Source organism: Sphingomonas sandaracina (assembly GCF_036663695.1).
GTDB lineage: Bacteria > Pseudomonadota > Alphaproteobacteria > Sphingomonadales > Sphingomonadaceae > Sphingomonas.
In genome coordinates this window covers 115,749-134,628 of the sequence record NZ_JAXOJK010000001.1, presented here as the reverse complement: position 1 = coordinate 134,628, position 18,880 = coordinate 115,749, and the positions used below count along the sequence as shown (strand labels likewise).

Below are 18,880 nucleotides of genomic sequence, written 5' to 3'. Positions count from 1 at the left end.
TGCCGCATCGGTGCCAATAGTCTTGCGCGCCGGACCGACGGCGGACGCGGGCGCAGCGCGTCATTCTTCGACGAACACGATGCCTCCCAAACCGGACGGTCGCCCTGCGTCGCTTTCCAGCAGGATCGATATCACTCGCTCGCCTTCGCCCGCGGGCATCGGGACGACGAGCGTCGCCGGTGCGAACTCGGCCTTCGTCCCGACGCGTTTACCGTCGATCCAGACTTCTCCACGACCGACGACTGCCTGGAAGACCAGTTTCCCGCCATGCTCGCGCACCGGTCGATGCGGCGTGACCTTGGCACGCAGCACACTCCAGGTCCCCACGCCCTGGGCCGGCTGGATCTCGCCGGCGCGTACGAACAGCCAGCTGTTCATGTCGTTGTCCGCAAGCACGATGTCGGGCGACGGCCGGGTCGCGGATGCCGGGGATTGCCGCCAGTCCTGTATCATGAGCGTCGCCGCAGTCGTCGGCACGCTCGGTCGCGGCGTGGTCGTGAGCAGGCGAACCGTCGTCGTCGCGCTCCGCAGCCCTTCGGACGTCGCCTTGAGCGACAACGCCCCGGCTCCGCCTTTACCGGCACGAACGATGACTTGAGCCAGCCCGTTGAACAGCGCGCGCCTGTCACCCTGTTCGGCCTCGTGGCTGATCGGGTCGCCGTTGCCGAGACCAATGATGGTACCACCGGTCACCGCAAAGGCGACTGGGAGATTGGCGGTCGGCACATGGCGACCGCGCGCATCGACCGCATCGATCGTGAACGGCTGTACGTCCTCGCCGTCGGATGCCATCACACGGCGATCGGGCGTGATCCGAAGCGCGACGGGCACGCCGGTCGTCTCGACGACGCTGCGTGCGACCTCACGCCCCGCGCGATAGCCGATCGCCTCCAGCCTCCCCGGCGTATACGGAACCTGCCACTGCGGCATCGTGAAGCGATCGACCGCCTTCTCGCCAATCACCGTGCCGTTCAGCATCAGGCGCACCGTATCGACGTTGGTCAGCGCCATCACCTTGACCGGCTGCCCCTCGCGGCCCGGCCAGTTCCAGTGCGGCATCAGGTCGAGCAGCGGGACGTCGTCGATCCACTGCGCACGGTGGAGATAGAACGCCATTTTCGGAAACCCGCACAGGTCCATGATCCCGAAATAGCTGCTCACCGACGGCCATTCGAAGGGTGCTGGTTCGCCGTGATAATCGAACCCGGTCCACACGAACGTGCCCGCAACGAACGGCCGCTCGGCGATCGATTTCCAGCCGTCGCGGTGGGTACTGCCCCAGTCAGCCGGTTCCTCGTCATAGGATGCCATGATGTGCGCAGCCCGGTCGGTCGTCCACGCGCCGCGCGTCATGAAGCTCGACGTGTCCTCCGAACTGATCATCGGCAGCGTCGGATTGGCGGCGTGGAACCGGTCATACTGGTCACGCTGGTAGTTGAAGCCGACCAGGTCGACCGCCTGGCTGACGTTGACGGGCGCGAACATCCCGCTGTTCATCGCCGCGGTCACCGGGCGGCTGTCGTCGAGCGCCTTGACGGTCCGCGACATGCGCCGAACCATTTCATAGCCCGCCGGCGTCCCCTGCATCGGCTCTTCGTTGAAGACCGACCACATGATCACGCTGGGCCGGTTGCGATCGCGCCGCACCAGCCATTGCAGCTGCGCGATATAATCGGGGCTGGTGTTGAAGTTGCGGTTCTCGCTCATCACCAGGAAACCCAGGCGGTCGCACGCGTCCAGCACCTCGGTCGCGATCGCGTTGTGCGAGAACCGGATTGCGTTGCAGCCCAGATCCTTCAAGCGCCGGAGCCGCCATTCCCAGAGCGCATCGGGCACCGCGACACCGACGCCCGCATGATCCTGGTGGTTGCACGTCCCCTTGATCTTAAGCGGTCGGTCGTTGAGGTGAAACCCGGTCGCGGCATCGAAGCGCAGCGTGCGAAAGCCGATCCTGAGCGTCCGTTCGTCGACCGTTTTTCCCGCGCGGATCAGCCTGGTCCGCAGCGTGTAGAGCGTCGGTGTCTCGACCGACCACAGCCTGGGAGTCGCTACGGGAATGGTGAGTGCCACGTCGGTCGGCTCGAGCGACGGCACCGTCCCGTCGGCGGTTTGCGTTGCGATCACGCGCCCGTCGGGATCAATCAGCGTCGCCTCGATCGTGACGGCGGCCGATCCCTTGCCGATATTGCCGAGCGTCGCGGTTACCGGGACGGACCACGCGCCGCCGGGTCCGCGTCGCGGATCGGCGTGGATACCGTCGGTGGCGATATAGGTGGCATCCCGCTTCACCAGCCAGACATGGCGGTACAGTCCCGCGCCCTCGTACCACCAGCCCTCCATCGCCTGCGCATCGACGCGCACGACAATCGTGTTCAGATCGTTGCCGTACCGCGCGAGGTCGGTGATATCGACATACACCGAGGTGTAGCCGCTCCAATTGTGCGCGACGACCGATCCGTTGAACCAGATCGTCGCGTTGGTCGCGATCCCGCCGAACTGGATCTCCAGGTACCGCCCGCGATCCTGCGCATCGAGCCGCAGCGCACGCCGGTACCAGCCGAACCCGCGATGGCGATACCCTTGCGAGACGTTGGCGCTTTCCGCGATGGGCATCGCCATCGCCCAGTCGTGCGGCAATTCGACCTCGGGCCAGTCCGAATCGTCATAGTGCATCGCCGCCGCACCCTGCGCCTGCCCGGCCTTCGCGCTGTTGTACGACCAGCCATGCCCACGGATCTCGGGCATCGGAATGTCGCCAAGATGAAACCGCCACCCACTGTCGAGCAGTAGTCGGCCGGGGTCCTCGATCACGGGACGGGCCGGCAAGTCGTCGCGGGTCATCGGCATCGGCAACGCCCCCGCGGCGGGTTTCGGCGACGGCAAGACGGCTGCCCGAGCGGCTTTCAGTGGCTCGAGCGTCGCCCCCAGCACTGCGCCATTCGCAAGAAAGAGCCTGCGGCTGATTCGGATCGTGTGCCGGTGCTGCGTCATCGTTCCCCTCTCCCGAAGCGCTCGTGGCGCGGCGAAGTCCTTTCCGGCAACCGGCTAGGTTCATGCGGCGATAGCGCTACCTCCCGACCAGGCCGGAGGAAAGCCGCGATACTATCGGCCGTCGAATATTATCAGATTAGTCGGCAGTCGCGGTCGGTTTTATCGAGCGTCATTCACAGTAATCTACGCAACTGGCTGAGCCCGGACGCCCAGAAACTGCTCCGCCGCGTGCAGCTTACCGTGTTTCCATGGCAAAAGGAACGTCGCTGATGGTCTCGGTAGATTCGTCGATCGAGAACAGTAAATGTAGTTGATCTGCGCCCAATATCTGCAATTATACGATAAAGTCGCTGAACAGCGAAGATAGCGCTACCTGTAGGGCATAAGCCCGTGGAGAGGATTTCGATGCACATTGCCCCAACGCGTGGTTTCACGCAGTCGCCTTACGGGTCCTACATCAACCGACGGATGGGCCGGTCTTCACGATTGCTCACGCGGTTGACCATGGGGGTATCGCTCGCGACGCTGGGCACGGCCGCGATTGCCGCCCCGATCGCGACGGTCGATCGCAACGGCAGCCTCGTCTCCGTCGAAGCCTATGCCCCCAACATCGTCCGCGTGACGATCGCGACCGACCGCGGACAAGTTGACGCGCCCCCCGGCGATGGGCCCAACGCAAAGCCCGACGCCGCCGGCTGGACGCATCGCAACGACGCAGGCGCCGACGTCTTCACTTCAACCGCGCTGTCGGTCTCGGTCGACGCGAAGCCCTGGCCCAAGGCGCCGACGCAGATGGAGCGCTATTTCGCGCCGTCGCTGCCGCCCGTGTCGGTGACCATCCGTAAGGCGGACGGCACGATGCTGACGCAGATGACCGGCTGGGAGATGGCGCCGCACACCGTCAACGGCGAGAAGACGTTCCGCGTCGGCGCCAGCTTCGCCTCGCCCGCCGACGAGCATTATTACGGGCTCGGCCAGAACCAGGAGGGCAAGCTCGATCTGCGCGGCCGCACGATCGACTGCCGCCACAACTACGACGCGCCGGCGGGCGAAACGGTCTGCGTGCCGTTCATGGTCACCAACAAGGGGTACGGCATCGTATGGGACAACCCGTCCTCGACAATCGTCTCCCCCGGCCTGCACAGTGCGACGCATTGGCAGTCGGACGTCGGCGAGCGCGTCTCGTTCTTCGTCATCACCGGCGCCACCACCGACGAGATCTATGCCGGCTACGCCACGCTGACCGGCACCACCCCGCTGCCGCCCAAGGCCGCGTTCGGCCTAATCCAGAGCAAGGCGCGCTACGAGACCGAGAAGGAACTGCTCGGTATCGCCGAGGGGTATCGCAGCCGCGGCCTGCCGCTCGATATCATGGTGCTCGACTGGTTCTACTGGTCGCGCATGGGCCAGCTCGACATCGACCGGAAGTATTTCCCCGATCCCAAGGGCATGAACGACAAGCTGAAATCGATGGGGATGCATTCGATCATCAGCGTCTGGCCGCGCTTCGAGAAGGAATCGCGGTATTTCGACCTGCTGTCGACCAAGGGCTGGTTGCTCAAGGACAAGGACGGCAACGTCGTCGACGGCCTGCCGATCCGCTCCGACCGTGCGGGCGCGTTGCTCGACAGCACCAACCCCGATGCGCGCCACTGGTTCTGGGAGCGGATCCGCGACAACATCGCCAGTCAGGGCTTTGACTGGTTCTGGCTCGACGAGACCGAGCCCGATCTGGTGCCAGACGGCAGCTTCTATTCGATCGGCTCGGGCGACCGCTATCACAACGTCTTCCCGCTGCTCCATACGATGAGCGTGGCGGACGGATCGGCGAAGGATCGTCCCACCATGCGCAACCTGATCCTGTCGCGCGCCGCCTATCTCGGCGCACAGCGCAACGGCGGGCTGTTCTGGTCGTCGGACATCAAGTCGACTTGGGAGGCGCTGCACCGGCAGGTGCCGGCCGGGCTCGGCTTCACCGCGAGCGGCATGGCCTATTGGGGTAGCGACATCGGCGGCTGGCAATGGCCGAACGGACCAAAGGCGACACGTCCGGTCCTGCTCGATCCCGCGGGCGCGACAGCGATGGCGCCCGATTACACGGATTATCCAGAGCTGTTCACGCGCTGGTTCGGGTACAGCGTGTTCACGCCGACCTTGCGGATCCACGGCCAGCGGCCGGCCACCGCGATCTGGGAATATGGCAAGGCAGCCGAGCCGGTCCTCGCGAACTTTCTGAAGCTGCGCTATTCGCTGATGCCGTACATCTACTCGCTCGGTCGCCACACATACGAGAGCAATGCGCCGATGATGCGCGCGCTCTTCATGGATTTCCCGAACGATCCCAACGTCGCCGACATGGGCGACGAGTACATGTTCGGCCCCGCCTTCCTGGTCGCGCCCGTCACCGAACAGGGCAAGACCAGCCGCCAGGTCTATCTGCCGGCCGGTGCCGAATGGTATGACTACTGGACCAACCAGCGGTTCACCGGCGGCCAGACGGTCACGGCAAATGCGCCGATCGACAAGATTCCGTTGTTCGTGCGCGCCGGGTCGATCATCCCGATGGGCGTCCAGGTGCCGAGCACGGCGACCGCGCAGGCGCTCCAGAGCATCCGCGTCTATCCCGGCGCGGACTCAAGCTTCGCGCTGTACGACGACGACGGCGTGACCAACGACTATCGGACCAAGGGCGGGCGTAAGGCAGTCCTGCGCTGGGACGACAAGACCCGCAGGCTCACCGCATCGGGCAAGCTGCCGACCGGGCAGGATACCGCGTCGCTGGTCCAGATCGTCTCGGCTAAGTGATGCGCGGGACCGCCATCGCGGCACTGACGCTAGTCGCGTTACCGGCAGTCGCACAGACCAACGTTCCGGGCGATCCCTATGCTGGCGATCCGGTCGGGATCGTCGCGGACCCCTGCCCCGCACATCCGTCGCCGACCGACGGCGCCGGGTGGGAGGCGTGGAAGTTGCACATGCTCACGCGCGATTTCGGCCAGCTCTGCCGCTATCGCGCGCAGAACGAACAGCTGAAGGCGTCCCGCACCTCGGTCCGCGTCGTCTTCATGGGCGACTCGATCACGGACAACTGGATCGGCGCGGACGGCACGCTGTTCACCGGCGGTCTGGTCGATCGCGGCATCGGCGGACAGACCACGCCACAAATGCTCGTGCGCTTCCGCGAGGACGTGATCGCGCTCAAGCCCCGCGCGGTCCACATCATGGCGGGCACCAACGACATCGCCGGCAACACCGGTGCCTCGACGATGGAAATTGTCCAGGGCAACATCGCCAGCATGGCCGATCTGGCACGCGCGAACGGCATCAAGGTCATTATTGCCTCGACCCCGCCCGCCGCCGCCTTCCCGTGGAGCAAGGACAAGCAGCCGGTGCCGCAGATCCGCGCGCTGAATAGCTGGTTGAAGGCCTATGCCGCGAAGAACGGCTTCATCTATGTCGATTACTACACCGCGCTCGCCACCCCCGAAGGCGCAATGAAGCGGGGGCTGGCCAGCGACGGCGTCCACCCGACCCCCGCCGGCTATGCAGTGATGCGCCCGCTCGCCCTCGCAGCGATCCGCCGCACCGTCGCCGCCAAGTGAGTATCGATCTCAGCCGCCGTTCGGTTCTCGCCGGGATCGCCGCACTCGGCCCCGCTACGCACGCGCTCGCGCAAAGCCCGATGGGGCTGGCCCGCGGCCCGGTACAGCCGACCTGGCAATCGCTGGTCGACCACTATCGCTACCCCGAGTGGTTCCGCGACGCCAAGCTCGGCCTGTGGTCGCATTGGGGCCCGCAGTCGGTGCCCGAGCAAGGCGACTGGTACGGCCGCTTCATGTATATGCAGGGTCACCCGGCGTACGAACATCACCTCAAGACCTACGGCCATCCGACCAAGTCGGGGATGATGGAGGTGATGAACCGCTGGACCGCGGAGCGCTGGGATCCCGATGCGCTGATCGCCCGCTATGCCAAGGCAGGGGCGAAATATCTCGTCTCGCTCGCCAATCATCACGACAATCTCGACTGCTACGACAGCCGCTATCACGCGTGGAACTCGCTCCGTGTCGGGCCGAAGCGCGATGTCGTCGGCACCTGGGAAAAAGCGGCACGGAAAGCGGGGCTGAAGTTCGGCGTCTCGAACCACGCCGCGCATAGCTGGCATTGGTATCAGACAGCCTACGGCTATGATCCGACCGGGCCGCTGAAGGGCCAGCGATACGACGCGTTCACGCTGCGCACCGCCGATGGCCACGGCACATGGTGGGACGGTCTCGACCCACAACAGCTCTACACCGGCGCGCACGCGGTGCTGCCGAACGGCATCGATACGATCGCGGCGATGAACGCATGGCACGACGCGAACGACGGCCAGTGGATCGAGACCCCGCCGCCGAACGATCCAGGCTATGCCGCGAAATGGCTGCTGCGCCAGACCGACCTGATCGACAAGTACAAGCCCGACTTCTGCTATTTCGACGATTACGAACTGCCGTTCGGGCCGATCGGGCTCCAGGCGGCGGCGGATTACTATAATCGCTCGATCGAATGGCACGGCAAGATCGACGTCGTGCTGACCGCCAAGCAGTTGAAGCCCTATGCCCGGTTCGGGCTAGTGCAGGACGTCGAACGCGGCTTCACCGACCATCTGTGGGACGAGCCGTGGCAGACAGATACCTGCATCGGCGACTGGTTCTACAACGTCGCGCGGCTCAACGACAAAAGCTACAAGACAGCCGAACAGGTGATCCAGCGGCTAGCCGACGTCGTGTCGAAGAACGGCAATCTGCTGCTCTCGATACCGCAGCCCGGCGACGGCTCGATCGACGGCGAGGAGGAGAAAATCCTCGACGGCATGAGCCGCTGGATTGCCATCAACGACGAGGCGATCTTCGGCTCACGGCCGTGGCGGATCTACGGCGAGGGTCCGACGAAGCTGCAGGCGGGCATGCAGAACGAGCAGTCCTCGGGCCTCTTCACACCGCGCGACGTGCGTTTCACCACCAACAAGGGCGCGCTCTACGCACTGTTCCTCGGCTGGCCGCAGGGCGACGTCACGATCGAGGCACTGGGACGCAACCGCTTCGCCGACGGCGTGATCGAGCGCATGACCCTGCTCGGCGGCGGCAGCGTGGCGCACCGCCGTGACGCACGCGGCCTACACCTGACGATGCCCGCCAACCCCGGCGAGGGTTTCGTCCCCGTGCTGAAGCTCGAAGGCCGCGGCCTGGTCTAGCAATTGCGACGATCCGCCCGTTCGAGCCGCTCCTCGCGGCACATGACGGGCGTTTGTAACTGCCAGCTTATCGCGCGGCCACCGGATCGCCGTAGAACACGCCGCGCCCGTCCGTGCCGATATAGACCCGACCTTCGCGCCGGGGGTCGCCGGTGACGACGCGGTACCGCCCGCCCCAGCGATGCGCGTCGTCGTCGATACGCGCCCACCTCCGTCCCTTGTCCACCGAGCGCCACACCCCGCGGGTGCCGCCCAGCGAGCCGACGGCAAACACGGCGTTGCGTCCGAGACCGAAGAGTTCGACGCTCAGATCGCTGCTGGCCGGTGCGAAGGTCATGCCGCCATCGCCGCTGCGAAACAGTCGTGTTCCCGCCTGCAGCCACAAATTTCCCGTGCGATCGGGATCTGCAAGGAGCGCGCTTTGGGCTTCCCGACCCTGCCGGCCGGCGGGAGCGAGATCAGCCGGCAGGCCCCGGCCCGCAACGGGGGCAAAGCTGATCGCGGTGTCGCGGGATACCAATATCCGGCCATTCTCGACATCGACGGCGTAGAAGACGCGCGGATCGCGCTTGTCGGCCACGGCGCGGGTCTTGCCCGGCAGGCCGCGCACGACCGACCAGCTTCGTCCGCGATCGCGCGAGACGTACGGGACCGGGGTTGCGACGACCATCGTCGCGCCATCGGCCGAGACGGTGATCGGCCAATCACCGTTCAGGTCCTCGCGCTTCGCCGGATCGCCCATGGGTGGCAGCGCAATCTTGGTCCAGGTGCGGCCGCCGTCATCGGAACGGCCTATCGAAGCCTGGCGAGGCCGGTCCGCATACAGGCTGCCGCTGCGCACGATCACGTTCGGTGCCAGCCCGGCATAATCGATGCTGTTCGTGTTCGACATATACGGATTGATGAAGGTCGGGCGTGGCGAACGGTCGAGATCGTCGTGCACGAACCCAGCAAGGTCGCCGAACCCGGAAATCAGGGGCGCGCCGCCGGTCGGCGATGCCAGCGTAATGATCGCCGTCTGCTCGATGCCTTTGGTCCAGGGAGCCCAGTTCACTACGCCCGAACGGGCCAAGGCTTGCGTCGCATAGACCGTCGCGCCGGTCGTGTAGGCGACATGGCCCGGGTCAAACGGATCGATCGCGAGACCGGAAATCCAGTGGCCGAAATCGGCACCCTTGCCTTCGTGCAGCAGGAACGGGGTTTCCGAGACGTCGCGCCGACTGCGCAATCCGACATCGTCCCAGCGGACACCGTCGTCGCGGCTTATCCAAAGCGAATCGCCGTGGCGATAACGGTCGACGGTAGTGACCGCGACGGTCCCCGGCGACATCGGCGAGACTGCGATGCCCAGGAATGCACCCTCCGCACCGGTATCGCGCCACGCAGCTGGGGTCACGTCGCGGCCGGCGCCGCCACGGTCGTAGCGCCACACCGCGCCGGTCCTGATGCCGCTCGGTCCCAGCCCGCTTGCATAGCCTACCCACAAGATTCCCCGCGGATCGACGACGCCCCTGGCGGCGAGCAGCGCCGGGCCGGCCGCCGCGACCCACGTCTCACCACCATCGTCCGAGCGGTAGAGATGCGTATCGCCGGGATCGGCGACGCCCGCCCAAAGCCGTTGGGAAGGCCGGCCTGCTCGACCACTGGTGGGATCGATCGCGACGAAGGCGATCCCGCCATGGGTCTGGCGAGCGCCGGGGCGTCCGAGCCCGACAACCGGAAAACTCGTGACCTTCGCCCAGGTCGCCCCGGCATCGTCGCTGCGCCACAGACCGTCATGCCGCGAACCGAAGAACAGCCGCCGCGTCGCGTGGGGATCGACCGCGAGCCGCTCGCCAAACCCACGACCGTCCTCGTTGCCGCCCATCGCGAACGGGACCGGCGTGATCCGCCAGGACCGTCCGCGGTCCGCCGATCGTAGGATCGCCGCAGGCTGACGCGCACCGACGCCCGCCGCCATGTAGACGACATCGGGGTTACGGGGATCGGGCGCGATACTCTCGATGCCCATATAGCTCGGGGTCGCGTTGCCGTCCTGCAGCGGTATCCAGCGCCCCGCCTTGTCGTCCCAACGATAGGCGCCGCCCATATCCGTCCGTAGATAGGCGAGCCCCCGCTCCACCACGCTGAAGACGATGTTGGGCGCATATCCCCCCGCGCCCACTTTGACGTTGGTCCAGCGATACGCCACCGTATCGGGCGCGCGGGTCGCCGCCGGCGCAGCGACGGACGCCATCAGCAACGCCAGCGTCGCGCCGACGTGCCTCGCCAAAGCGAGACGTCCGCCGGAGTTTCGTCGACCCCGGGTCATGCCGCGCGGTGCGTCTGGGCGGCGCAGTGCTGGGCGATAAACGCCTCGTGCGTCGGCATCGCCGCGGCGGTCTTGTCGACCATATCGCGCACATGCGCCAGGAACCGCGCGGACTCCTCGGCCGGCAGCGCGGCGACCAGGGGGTCGAACGACGCGGGCGCGATGCCCTGGCCCAGCAACACCGCGATCCAGCTGTTGGGCGTGAATAGATCATCCTGTCCGCGAAACACGCGCGCCTTCCCCGACCAGAGGTCCAGCTTGGCCTGTAGCGAGGGCGGCAATGCCATCGTCCGGCAATGATTCCAGAACGCCGAATCCGACCGCATGGTCGCGTGATAATGCAGGATGATGAAGTCGCGAACCTGCTCGTATTCGTGCAGCATGCCACGGTTATATTCGTCGATCTCGACCGCATCGAACCCGCGATCGGGAAACAGGCCCATCAACCGCGTGATCCCCGACTGAATCAGGTGGATGCTGGTCGATTCGAGCGGCTCGAGGAACCCGCCCGACAGGCCGATCGCGATGCAGTTCCGATCCCACAGCCGATCGCGCCGCCCCGCTTCGAAGCGCAACTGGCGCGGCTCGCTGAGTGGTTTGTCGTCCAGACCCGCAAGCAACGCCTCCCTCGCGGCGGCGTCGTCGATATGTGCGCTGGAATAGACATGGCCGTTCCCGACCCGGTGCTGCAGCGGAATACGCCAGCGCCATCCGGCAACGTCGGCGGTCGCGCGCGTGTACGGCGTCAGTGCGCCGCTTCGCTCGCTGGGTACGGCCCAGGCCCGGTCGCACGGCAGCCACTGCTTCCAGCTTGTGAAGGGAACACCGAGTGCTTCACCCGACAGCAGCGACCGGAAGCCGCTGCAATCGATAAACAGCTCGCCGTCGATACGACGATCGCCTGCAAGACGCACCGCATCGATGAAGCCCGTTTCCGTGTTGCGCTCGACGTCGACGACCCGGCCTTCGACGCGAACCACGCCGTCCGATTCCGCCAAGTCGCGTAGAAAACCCGCATAGAGTGCAGCGTCGAAATGAAACGCGTAGGAGAGTGTCGACAGGACCGATTGGGGGTTGGCGCTGGGGCGCGAGAACCGTCCGCGCCGTGCCGCCACCGCAGCCAGGCAATAGTCGCCGATCGTTCCAATATCCGCGCTATTCAACGCCGCCTGCCGCAGCCAGAGCTGGTGAAAGGACACCCCGCCGATATCGCGGCCATGCGTACCGAACGGGTGCATATAGGCGTCACCGAGCTTCGCCCAGTCGCGAAACTCGATGCCCAGTTTGAACGTCGCGCCGGTCGCGCGGACGAATGCGTCCTCGTCGATCCCGAGCATCCGGTTGTAATCGAGCAGCGAGGGGATAGTCGCCTCGCCGACACCCACCGTGCCGATCTCCTCGGACTCGACCAGCGTGACCGACACGCCGCCGGGCACCAGCCGCGAGAGCGCAGCGGCCGCCATCCAGCCGGCCGTGCCGCCGCCGACGATGACGACTTTCGTGACCCGTGCGGCGGCGGCAGTCATACCGCCACACGCGCGCCGAAGTTACGCGTGCGGGCATAGTCGACCAGATCGCGGTTCGACGGCAGGTTGGCGATCGCATATTGCGCCTGCCGCTGGACCTCGGCGAACGCACGCCGTGCATCCGCGTGATAGCGCAGCGCGCCGGCCTTCGCGGTCAGATCCGTCTTCCAGCCCATGCCGTATAGGACATACTGCCAGCTTGCCTCGGTGAAGATGTCGACCTGGCCGTCGATGTCGAGCTCATTGGGCGGTCGGAAACGCCACCGGTCGAGCAGTTCCAGCAGGCTGTCGGGCACCGACGCATCGGCCACGTTGTCGCGCCAGAACGCCGTGTCGCGCCGTTCCGAAATACAATAATGCAACTTGATGAAGTCGAGCGCGCGCTCGTACCGGCGCAGCATGTTCGCGTTGAACTGGCGCGCGGACGTCTCGTAATCGCCGCCCCATGGGAACAGGTTGGCGATCATACCGGCGGATACTTCGGCAAACGCGATCCCGGTCGCCTCGAGCGGCTCGAAGAACCCGCTCGACAGCCCGACCGCGACGCAGTTCTTGTACCAGTTGACCTCGCGGTAGCCGGCATCGAACTTGAAATGGCGCACGTCGGCCTTTTCACCCGCCGCGCCCAGATAGCCGCGCAGGACTCGTTCCGCCGTCTCGTCGTCGCCGTGATCGGACGAGTAGACATGGCCGATGCCGCGCCGGCGATCGAGCCCGATGTCCCAGATCCATCCGTTCTTCTGCGCGGTCGAGATCGTGTAGGAGGCGATCGGTTCGTCGGGCCGGGCATAGGGTAGCTGCGCGGCGATCGCGCGATCGCAGAACAGGACGTCCCGGCACGATCGATACGGGACCTTCATCGCCTTGCCGATCAGTTCGGCGCGAAAGCCGGTGCAGTCGATGTAGAGATCGGCATCCAGCACGCCGTTCTGCTCGGTGCGCACGCCACCGATCGCGCCATCGGCATCGAGCAGCACTTCGTTGACCGTGTCGGTCAGGTGCCGGACGCCGTTCTTGACCGCCTGCTCGCGCAACAGCCCGGCAAGGGCCACCGCATCGAAATGGAACGCGTAGTTCAGCGGTCCGACATAGTCCGGGTTCGTCGCCAATTTGGGCGCGCGATGCCGGTCTGCGGCCTTCTTCTGCGGGTTGGAAACCTCGTCCCAATTCTCCGTGCCGCCATGCCCCAACAGCCAATAGGGCAGCAGCTCCAGGCCGTCGCTCGCATCCGCGACCTGGAAGGGGTGCGAATAATGATCGGTCGCCCCCTCCCCCGGCACGTGGCGCCAGTGGACGAACTTGGCGCCCTGCTTGAACGTCGCGCCACAGCGACGGACCAAGTCGGCCTCGTCGATCCCGATCGTCGCCAGCGTGCGCCGGATCGTGGGGAACGTCCCCTCGCCGACCCCGAGAATACCGATGTCCCGCGACTCGACAAGCGTGATCGCGACGCCGTCCGGCAGGTCCGCGCCAAGCCGCTTGGCGAGATAGCCCGCGGTCAGCCAACCGGCCGTACCGCCACCGACAATCAGGATCCGCTTGGTCATGGCAACCTCGCTATGCCGCTCGCTGACCCTGTGTCGACGAGCGGCGCATCATCGTCAGAAGGCGAGGCTGATACCAGTGCTGATCCGGCGATCGGCCTGGAACCAGCTACGCCCGACCAGCTTGCCGCCGGGATAGCCGCCCATCAGCGTACGCTGCGTCGACGCGGTCAGGTTGGTCCCCTGGACGCCGAACGACAGATAGTCGTTTACCTTGAAGCGGACGCCGGCATCGACCGACCCGTAGTTCCCGCCATAGATCGGCAGCGCGATCTGGGTGGTGGCATCGAGACCGCCGTCCTGATTGCTGACGACGCCCGGCGCACTGTAATAGGTGTATGTGCCGTTCGTGCCGTTGCTGTTCGTCGACAGCAGATATTGCGAGCGCCAGGAGTAAGCGATCCGCAGCGAGATCGGGTTACGCTCGTAGAGCAGCGTCGCATTCAGATTGTGCTTCGACAGCCCCGTGAGCGGCGCGTCGTTCCTGACCGTCCCGGTGATGTCGCGGTAGACATCGCCCGGATTGCTGCTCTTGATAAAGGTATAGTTGCCCTCGAAGCCGATCCCGGCAAGTGCGCCCGGCAGCATGTCGAAGAAGAAGCGCCCCCCGACCTCCACGCCCTTGACCGTCGCGGCCTTGGTGGCGTTGCTGTAATCGGTGGCCGACGCCGAGACGCTCTCCGTCGTCCCGTCGGTATACTGAACGGTGACCTGCCGGTTGGTCAGCGAATAGATCGGCAGGTTCGTCAGCCGCTTGTAGAACGGCGCGACGTGGAACGACGTACCCGCCCGCCCGTAATATTCGAGCGAAATATCAAAATTGTTCGACAGCGTCGGCTTCAGTAACGGATTGCCGGTGTCCGCGGTGAAGTTGTTGAACGTCCCGATCCCGCCCGGAGTCTGACTGGGTGTCGTCGCCACGCCAATCGAACCCGAGGCCCGCAGCGCGTTGAACGTCGGCAGATCCATCGTGATGTTGTAGCCACCACGCACCTTGATCTTGTCCGTCGGCGCATATTCTAAGTTGATCGACGGCAGGACTCGGGTGAACTTGGCCTTCCCGCCGCGTGCGAGGAAAGTGTTCGCAAGCGTCTGCTGAACGCCGTTGCTGCGAATGAAGACGGTGCCACCGTTCTGCTGGATGAAGCCGCTGCCTTCATTCGCGATGTGCACGACGCGCACGCCGACGTTGCCGGATATGCCACGCGCATCCTCCTGGGGTCCGAAACGCAACAACGCATAGCCCGCGATATTCTCGGTGCGGTTGTCGACCTGATCGCCCGGCAGGATGAAGCCCGGCTGGCGGATCGCCAGCGTACCGTCCGGATTGAACTGACCGCCATAACCGGTTGTCGGCAAAGGACCCGAAGCCGAACAGTCGAACTCACGGCCAGTGCAGAAGCCGGCAGGCGGCGCCGTCACCAGCCCGGTGCGGTTGACGTTGAACCGCGAAGCCAAATCCTCCGACGCGAACAACAGGTTGCCCGGCAGCGTCGTTTCGCCGCGGAAGAAATCTTTGAACGCGTGGCTGGCGACGTCGCCCGGTGCCGCGTTGGCATAGGTCAGCTGCGGATCGCCGTTCCAGCCGCGGCCGAGTGCCGCCCAGTTGTAGCCGTTCGCAAGATCGCGCTCGGTCCGCTTGGCGTATCGACCACCGACCTTGACCGACCGGAAGAAGCTGTTGTCGAACTTGTATTCGGCATCGAGCTGCCCGGCGTCGAGACGGCCCTTGTTCCTCTCGTTGTGCGGCATAGACGCCGTCCAGAGATAGTTCGCCGGATTGGCGAACGATGCCTGGGTCGCCGGATTGACGCTGATATTCGGCAGATCACCCGTCAAGTCCATGCCGAAGCTCTGGCCGAAACCGATATCGCGGAAGATGTCGATGCGGTCATAGATCTGGCGAGAGTCGACGCGCTGCAGCGAGCCCTTCAGCGACAGGTGGCTGTTTGCCGGTGCCCAGGCGAACGACAGCGAGTAATCGCGCGTTCGCGTATTGCTCTGTACGAACCCCTTGTTGCCGCTGCTGTTGACCGCGCCGCCTGTGGGCAAGAACGTGTTCGTATCGCGATTGAAGAGCGCGTTCGTGCTCGTCAGCAAACCGTTGTCGTCGAACGTGCTGCTCGCCGGATCGACCGCCAACGTCTGCGAGTCGAGCTGGGTACCGTAATCGCTCGACTGGCTCTTGTAGCGCGACTGGAAGAAGCTGCCGGTGAAAGTCAGCGAGTCCGCCGGCTGCCACTGTGCTGCACCGTAGATACCGTACCGCTTGTACTGGAACGCCTCGTCACCATACGCGAAGCCGCTGGGGACGTACTTGCTGCTGCCATCGCTGAGCGTCGTCTTGAAAAACGGGCTGACGCGGATGAACTGCGACAGCGAGCTGAACTGGCTGAATGCAACGTCACCGAGCAGCCCAATCCGACCGATCGGCGTATCGAAGGAGTCGGTGACCAGCACGGAGCCCGACGGATCGGCCTTGTTCGCCATGTCGCCGAGCGCAAGTTCACCCGTGCCCGCGACGTGGAACTTGCCGTTGAAGTCGAACGGCAGCTTGGTCCGCAGATCGATCTGGCCGCCGGTGCCGCCTTCGATCAAGTCCGCTGTCGACGCCTTGTACACGTCGACCGCGGACATCAGTTCCGGCGTCACGTCGCTCCACAGGATCGCGCGACCGTTGTTCGCGCTAAAGATCTCGCGACCGTTGAGCCGCGATGCCACGCCGGTCAGTCCGCGCACCTGCACGCCGGAACCCTGGACGGAATAATGATCGGGATCGCCCAGCGCAGCGAAGCGGACGATCGACACGCCCGACACACGCTGCAGAACTTCGGTGATCGAGTTGTCGGGCAGCTTGCCCGCATCGTCGGCGACAACCGAGTCGACGATCGTCTCGCTACGGCGCTTTCGCTCATCGGCAGCTTCCAGCGCGGCGCGGCGACCGGTGACGACGATGTCGCCACCACTTTGGTCGGCGGCTGGATCGCCAACGCCCTGCCCCGGCGCTGCGGCCTGGGTCGTGTTGGGGGATATGGGCTGTGTCTCGGCCTGCGCCCAGGCTGTGCCGCTGGACGCGAGCAAAGCCGCCAGGGATACGCCGGCACGCATCGCAACCGCGCCATTCCGACGTCGACCGGACTCGATAATAGACACGTTCATATATTCCTCCCCCATTCTGCGACGGCCCCGGGCACGTCACATCCTCCAACACACATCTTATGACCTTGATGCTGTCCGCCGCGTTAGCCCCACAACTATTATAGGACAATTGAAATTTTTGTTATTTTTGACTGGTATCGAACAATCGCCACGACTGGCGTTCGTCAAACAGTCACCAAGACGAGTCACTGTCGGGTCTGCCCGCTCCACCGATGTCCCGAAAACGGATTGTTGCTATAGCGCGGACCGCTGCCATTACGGCCGCAATTCCCGCCTCGATCGTTCTAGGTTAAGCAAGCATTGCTGTCCTACGTCTTGCTGGATCGGGCGCAGTCCATCTGCAATGCTTCCTGGCGATGACCGTTTGCCGCCGCGCTACACCCAGCATTCCGACCGCTGCGGACGGCGACGCGAGTTCGGTTGTACCGATAGGGCTACCATCGTACCCACGGGCTTTGGGCAGGGGAACGCAGGATGGATTTTCGCCACGCGGGTCGGGCAATAGCCCTCGCATCCGGCCTAATGCTGGAAACCATCGTTCCGAGCGGTGCAACCGCGCGAGATGTTGCAACTCGTCGGATCGTGGTGGACGTGCACGGCGAAACAAGGTCGCGCAATCGGATGGCACAGATGTCGATCGGCGCGGACTATCCAGGCACGCTCATCCGTGACGACAGTATCGCGCAACTGCACACCGTCCAAAAAGAACTGCGCTTCCGATACATCCGCTTTCACAATATCTTCGCCGATCAGCTCGGGGTGTACCGTGAGGTAAACGGCAAAGCCGTCCATGATTGGCGACGTGTCGATCGTCTCTACGACCAGTTGCTGGGAATGGGCCTGAAGCCGTTCGTCGAACTCGGTTTTACGCCTGATGCCATGAAACAGTCTAATCAGACGATCTTTTACTGGAAGGGTAATACCTCCCACCCTCAGCCTGCCAAGTGGACGGCACTGGTCGACGCGTTCGTTCGCCATGCCGTGTCGCGATACGGCAAAAAGGAAGTGCGCAGCTGGTATTTCGAGTTCTGGAACGAGCCGAACCTGGACGGATTCTGGGAAAAGGCGGACCAGAAAGCGTATTTCGACTATTATGCACGCACCGCGCGCGCCGTTAAAGCGGTCGATCCACTCTTGCGCATCGGCGGCCCCTCGACTGCCGGCGCGGCATGGATTCCCGAATTTCTCGCAAATGCTAATACAAATGGCGTCCCCGTCGATTTCGTCACCACGCACACCTACGGCGTGGAAGGCGGCTTTTTAGACGAAAAGGGCGAGGGCGATAACAAGCTCTCGCGCAATCCCGATGCCGTCGTTCAGGACGTGCGCAAGGTTCGCAAGGAGATGGACGCCGCCGGGCGCTCCAGTCTTCCCCTCTTTTTCACCGAATGGAGTACCAGCTACAATCCACGCGACCCTATTCACGACGACTATCTCAGTGCCGCGTACATCTTGTCCAAGCTGCGTCGTACCGAGGGACTGGCGCAGGGCATGAGCTACTGGACATATAGCGACCTGTTCGAGGAGCCGGGACCGCAGACCCGCCCGTTCGAGGGAGGGTTCGGGCTGATGACGCCACAAGGCGTACGCAAGGCATCGTGGTTCGCCTATAAGTACCTTGCCGATCTCGGTGATCGTGAGTTGCCCACACGAGACGATCAGAGCATCGCAACACTGAAAGACGGAACGGTACAAGTGTTGGCCTGGACGGCGGTACTGCCGAAGCAGCCCGTCAGCAACCGGCCGTTCTTCACCAAGCTGCGTGAGCCAGCCCCGAGCACACCGCTCACGCTCGAGCTGACGGGCTTGAAGCCCGGATCATATCAGCTACGAACACGACGCACCGGATTTCAGCAGAACGACGCATACTCGACCTATTTGAAAATGGGTCGCCCCGCCAAATTGACCGGTACGCAACTACAAGAACTACAGGATGTTACAGCCGACACGCCATTGGTCAGCACCGTCCATGTACAAGCCGGAAAACCCTATCGCCTGACGCTCCCGATGCGCGAGCAAGACGTGGTGATGGTGGAACTACGCCACGAGTAATCATGATCTGAAAAATCGTGCAGCGCTAAGGCGATCTGCAGAACTTCGAAATTTATACGAT

9 protein-coding genes are annotated in these 18,880 nt (G+C 64.4%); 4 read left to right on the top strand and 5 right to left on the bottom strand.

Translation table 11 applies throughout. The annotated features are described in order from the left end of the window. Positions 1 to 60: 60 nt before the first annotated feature. Positions 61 to 2,991: a beta-galactosidase GalA gene (galA, locus tag U1707_RS00505; protein ID WP_332798211.1), complete on the bottom strand. Its 2,931-nt coding sequence runs from the start codon at positions 2,989 to 2,991 to the stop codon at positions 61 to 63. Between the two features lie 504 nt (positions 2,992 to 3,495). On the opposite strand from galA, the gene U1707_RS00500 reads away from it, so the two are divergent. From U1707_RS00500 to U1707_RS00490, 3 genes are read left to right on the top strand one after another with little or no spacing between them, the layout of a single operon-like run. Beyond that, complete coding sequence (locus U1707_RS00500; protein ID WP_332799007.1) at positions 3,496 to 5,796, top strand: glycoside hydrolase family 31 protein; 2,301 nt, start codon at positions 3,496 to 3,498, stop codon at positions 5,794 to 5,796. After that, complete coding sequence (locus U1707_RS00495; protein WP_332798210.1) at positions 5,793 to 6,593, top strand: SGNH/GDSL hydrolase family protein; 801 nt, start codon at positions 5,793 to 5,795, stop codon at positions 6,591 to 6,593. The genes U1707_RS00500 and U1707_RS00495 overlap by 4 nt, the downstream gene beginning before the upstream one ends. A gap of 2 nt (positions 6,594 to 6,595) precedes the next feature. Further along, complete coding sequence (locus tag U1707_RS00490) at positions 6,596 to 8,227, top strand: alpha-L-fucosidase (RefSeq protein WP_332799006.1); 1,632 nt, start codon at positions 6,596 to 6,598, stop codon at positions 8,225 to 8,227. Between the two features lie 67 nt (positions 8,228 to 8,294). Here the strand turns inward: U1707_RS00490 and U1707_RS00485 are convergent, their stop codons facing one another. The 4 genes from U1707_RS00485 to U1707_RS00470 are packed head-to-tail and all read right to left on the bottom strand — an operon-like array spanning position 8,295 to position 16,767. Beyond that, on the bottom strand, positions 8,295 to 10,499 hold the full coding sequence (locus tag U1707_RS00485) for a beta propeller repeat protein (RefSeq protein WP_332798209.1): 2,205 nt from the start codon (positions 10,497 to 10,499) through the stop codon (positions 8,295 to 8,297). Positions 10,500 to 10,534: 35 nt separating this feature from the next. Continuing rightward, positions 10,535 to 12,064 (bottom strand): tryptophan halogenase family protein, encoded by a 1,530-nt coding sequence (locus U1707_RS00480; protein ID WP_332798208.1) that lies wholly within the window; start codon positions 12,062 to 12,064, stop codon positions 10,535 to 10,537. After that, a complete protein-coding gene (locus U1707_RS00475) occupies positions 12,061 to 13,611 on the bottom strand; it encodes a tryptophan halogenase family protein (protein WP_332798207.1) in 1,551 nt (516 codons plus the stop codon). The genes U1707_RS00480 and U1707_RS00475 overlap by 4 nt, the downstream gene beginning before the upstream one ends. A gap of 54 nt (positions 13,612 to 13,665) precedes the next feature. Then, positions 13,666 to 16,767: a TonB-dependent receptor gene (locus U1707_RS00470; RefSeq protein ID WP_332798206.1), complete on the bottom strand. Its 3,102-nt coding sequence runs from the start codon at positions 16,765 to 16,767 to the stop codon at positions 13,666 to 13,668. A 474-nt stretch (positions 16,768 to 17,241) separates the two neighbouring features. Here U1707_RS00470 and U1707_RS00465 point away from each other — a divergent pair, with 474 nt between their 5' ends. After that, positions 17,242 to 18,819 carry a GH39 family glycosyl hydrolase gene (locus U1707_RS00465; protein ID WP_332798205.1) on the top strand — a complete coding sequence of 526 codons (1,578 nt, stop codon included), beginning with the start codon at positions 17,242 to 17,244 and terminating at the stop codon, positions 18,817 to 18,819. The last annotated feature ends 61 nt before the right edge of the window (positions 18,820 to 18,880 follow it).

Coding starts and splice junctions, on each gene's coding strand:
- galA (WP_332798211.1), bottom strand. CDS start 2,991: ATGACGCAGCACCGGCACACGATCCGAATCAGCCGCAGGCTCTTTCTT.
- U1707_RS00500 (WP_332799007.1), top strand. CDS start 3,496: ATGGGGGTATCGCTCGCGACGCTGGGCACGGCCGCGATTGCCGCCCCG.
- U1707_RS00480 (WP_332798208.1), bottom strand. CDS start 12,064: ATGACTGCCGCCGCCGCACGGGTCACGAAAGTCGTCATCGTCGGCGGC.
- U1707_RS00475 (WP_332798207.1), bottom strand. CDS start 13,611: ATGACCAAGCGGATCCTGATTGTCGGTGGCGGTACGGCCGGTTGGCTG.
- U1707_RS00470 (WP_332798206.1), bottom strand. CDS start 16,767: ATGAACGTGTCTATTATCGAGTCCGGTCGACGTCGGAATGGCGCGGTT.
- U1707_RS00465 (WP_332798205.1), top strand. CDS start 17,242: ATGGATTTTCGCCACGCGGGTCGGGCAATAGCCCTCGCATCCGGCCTA.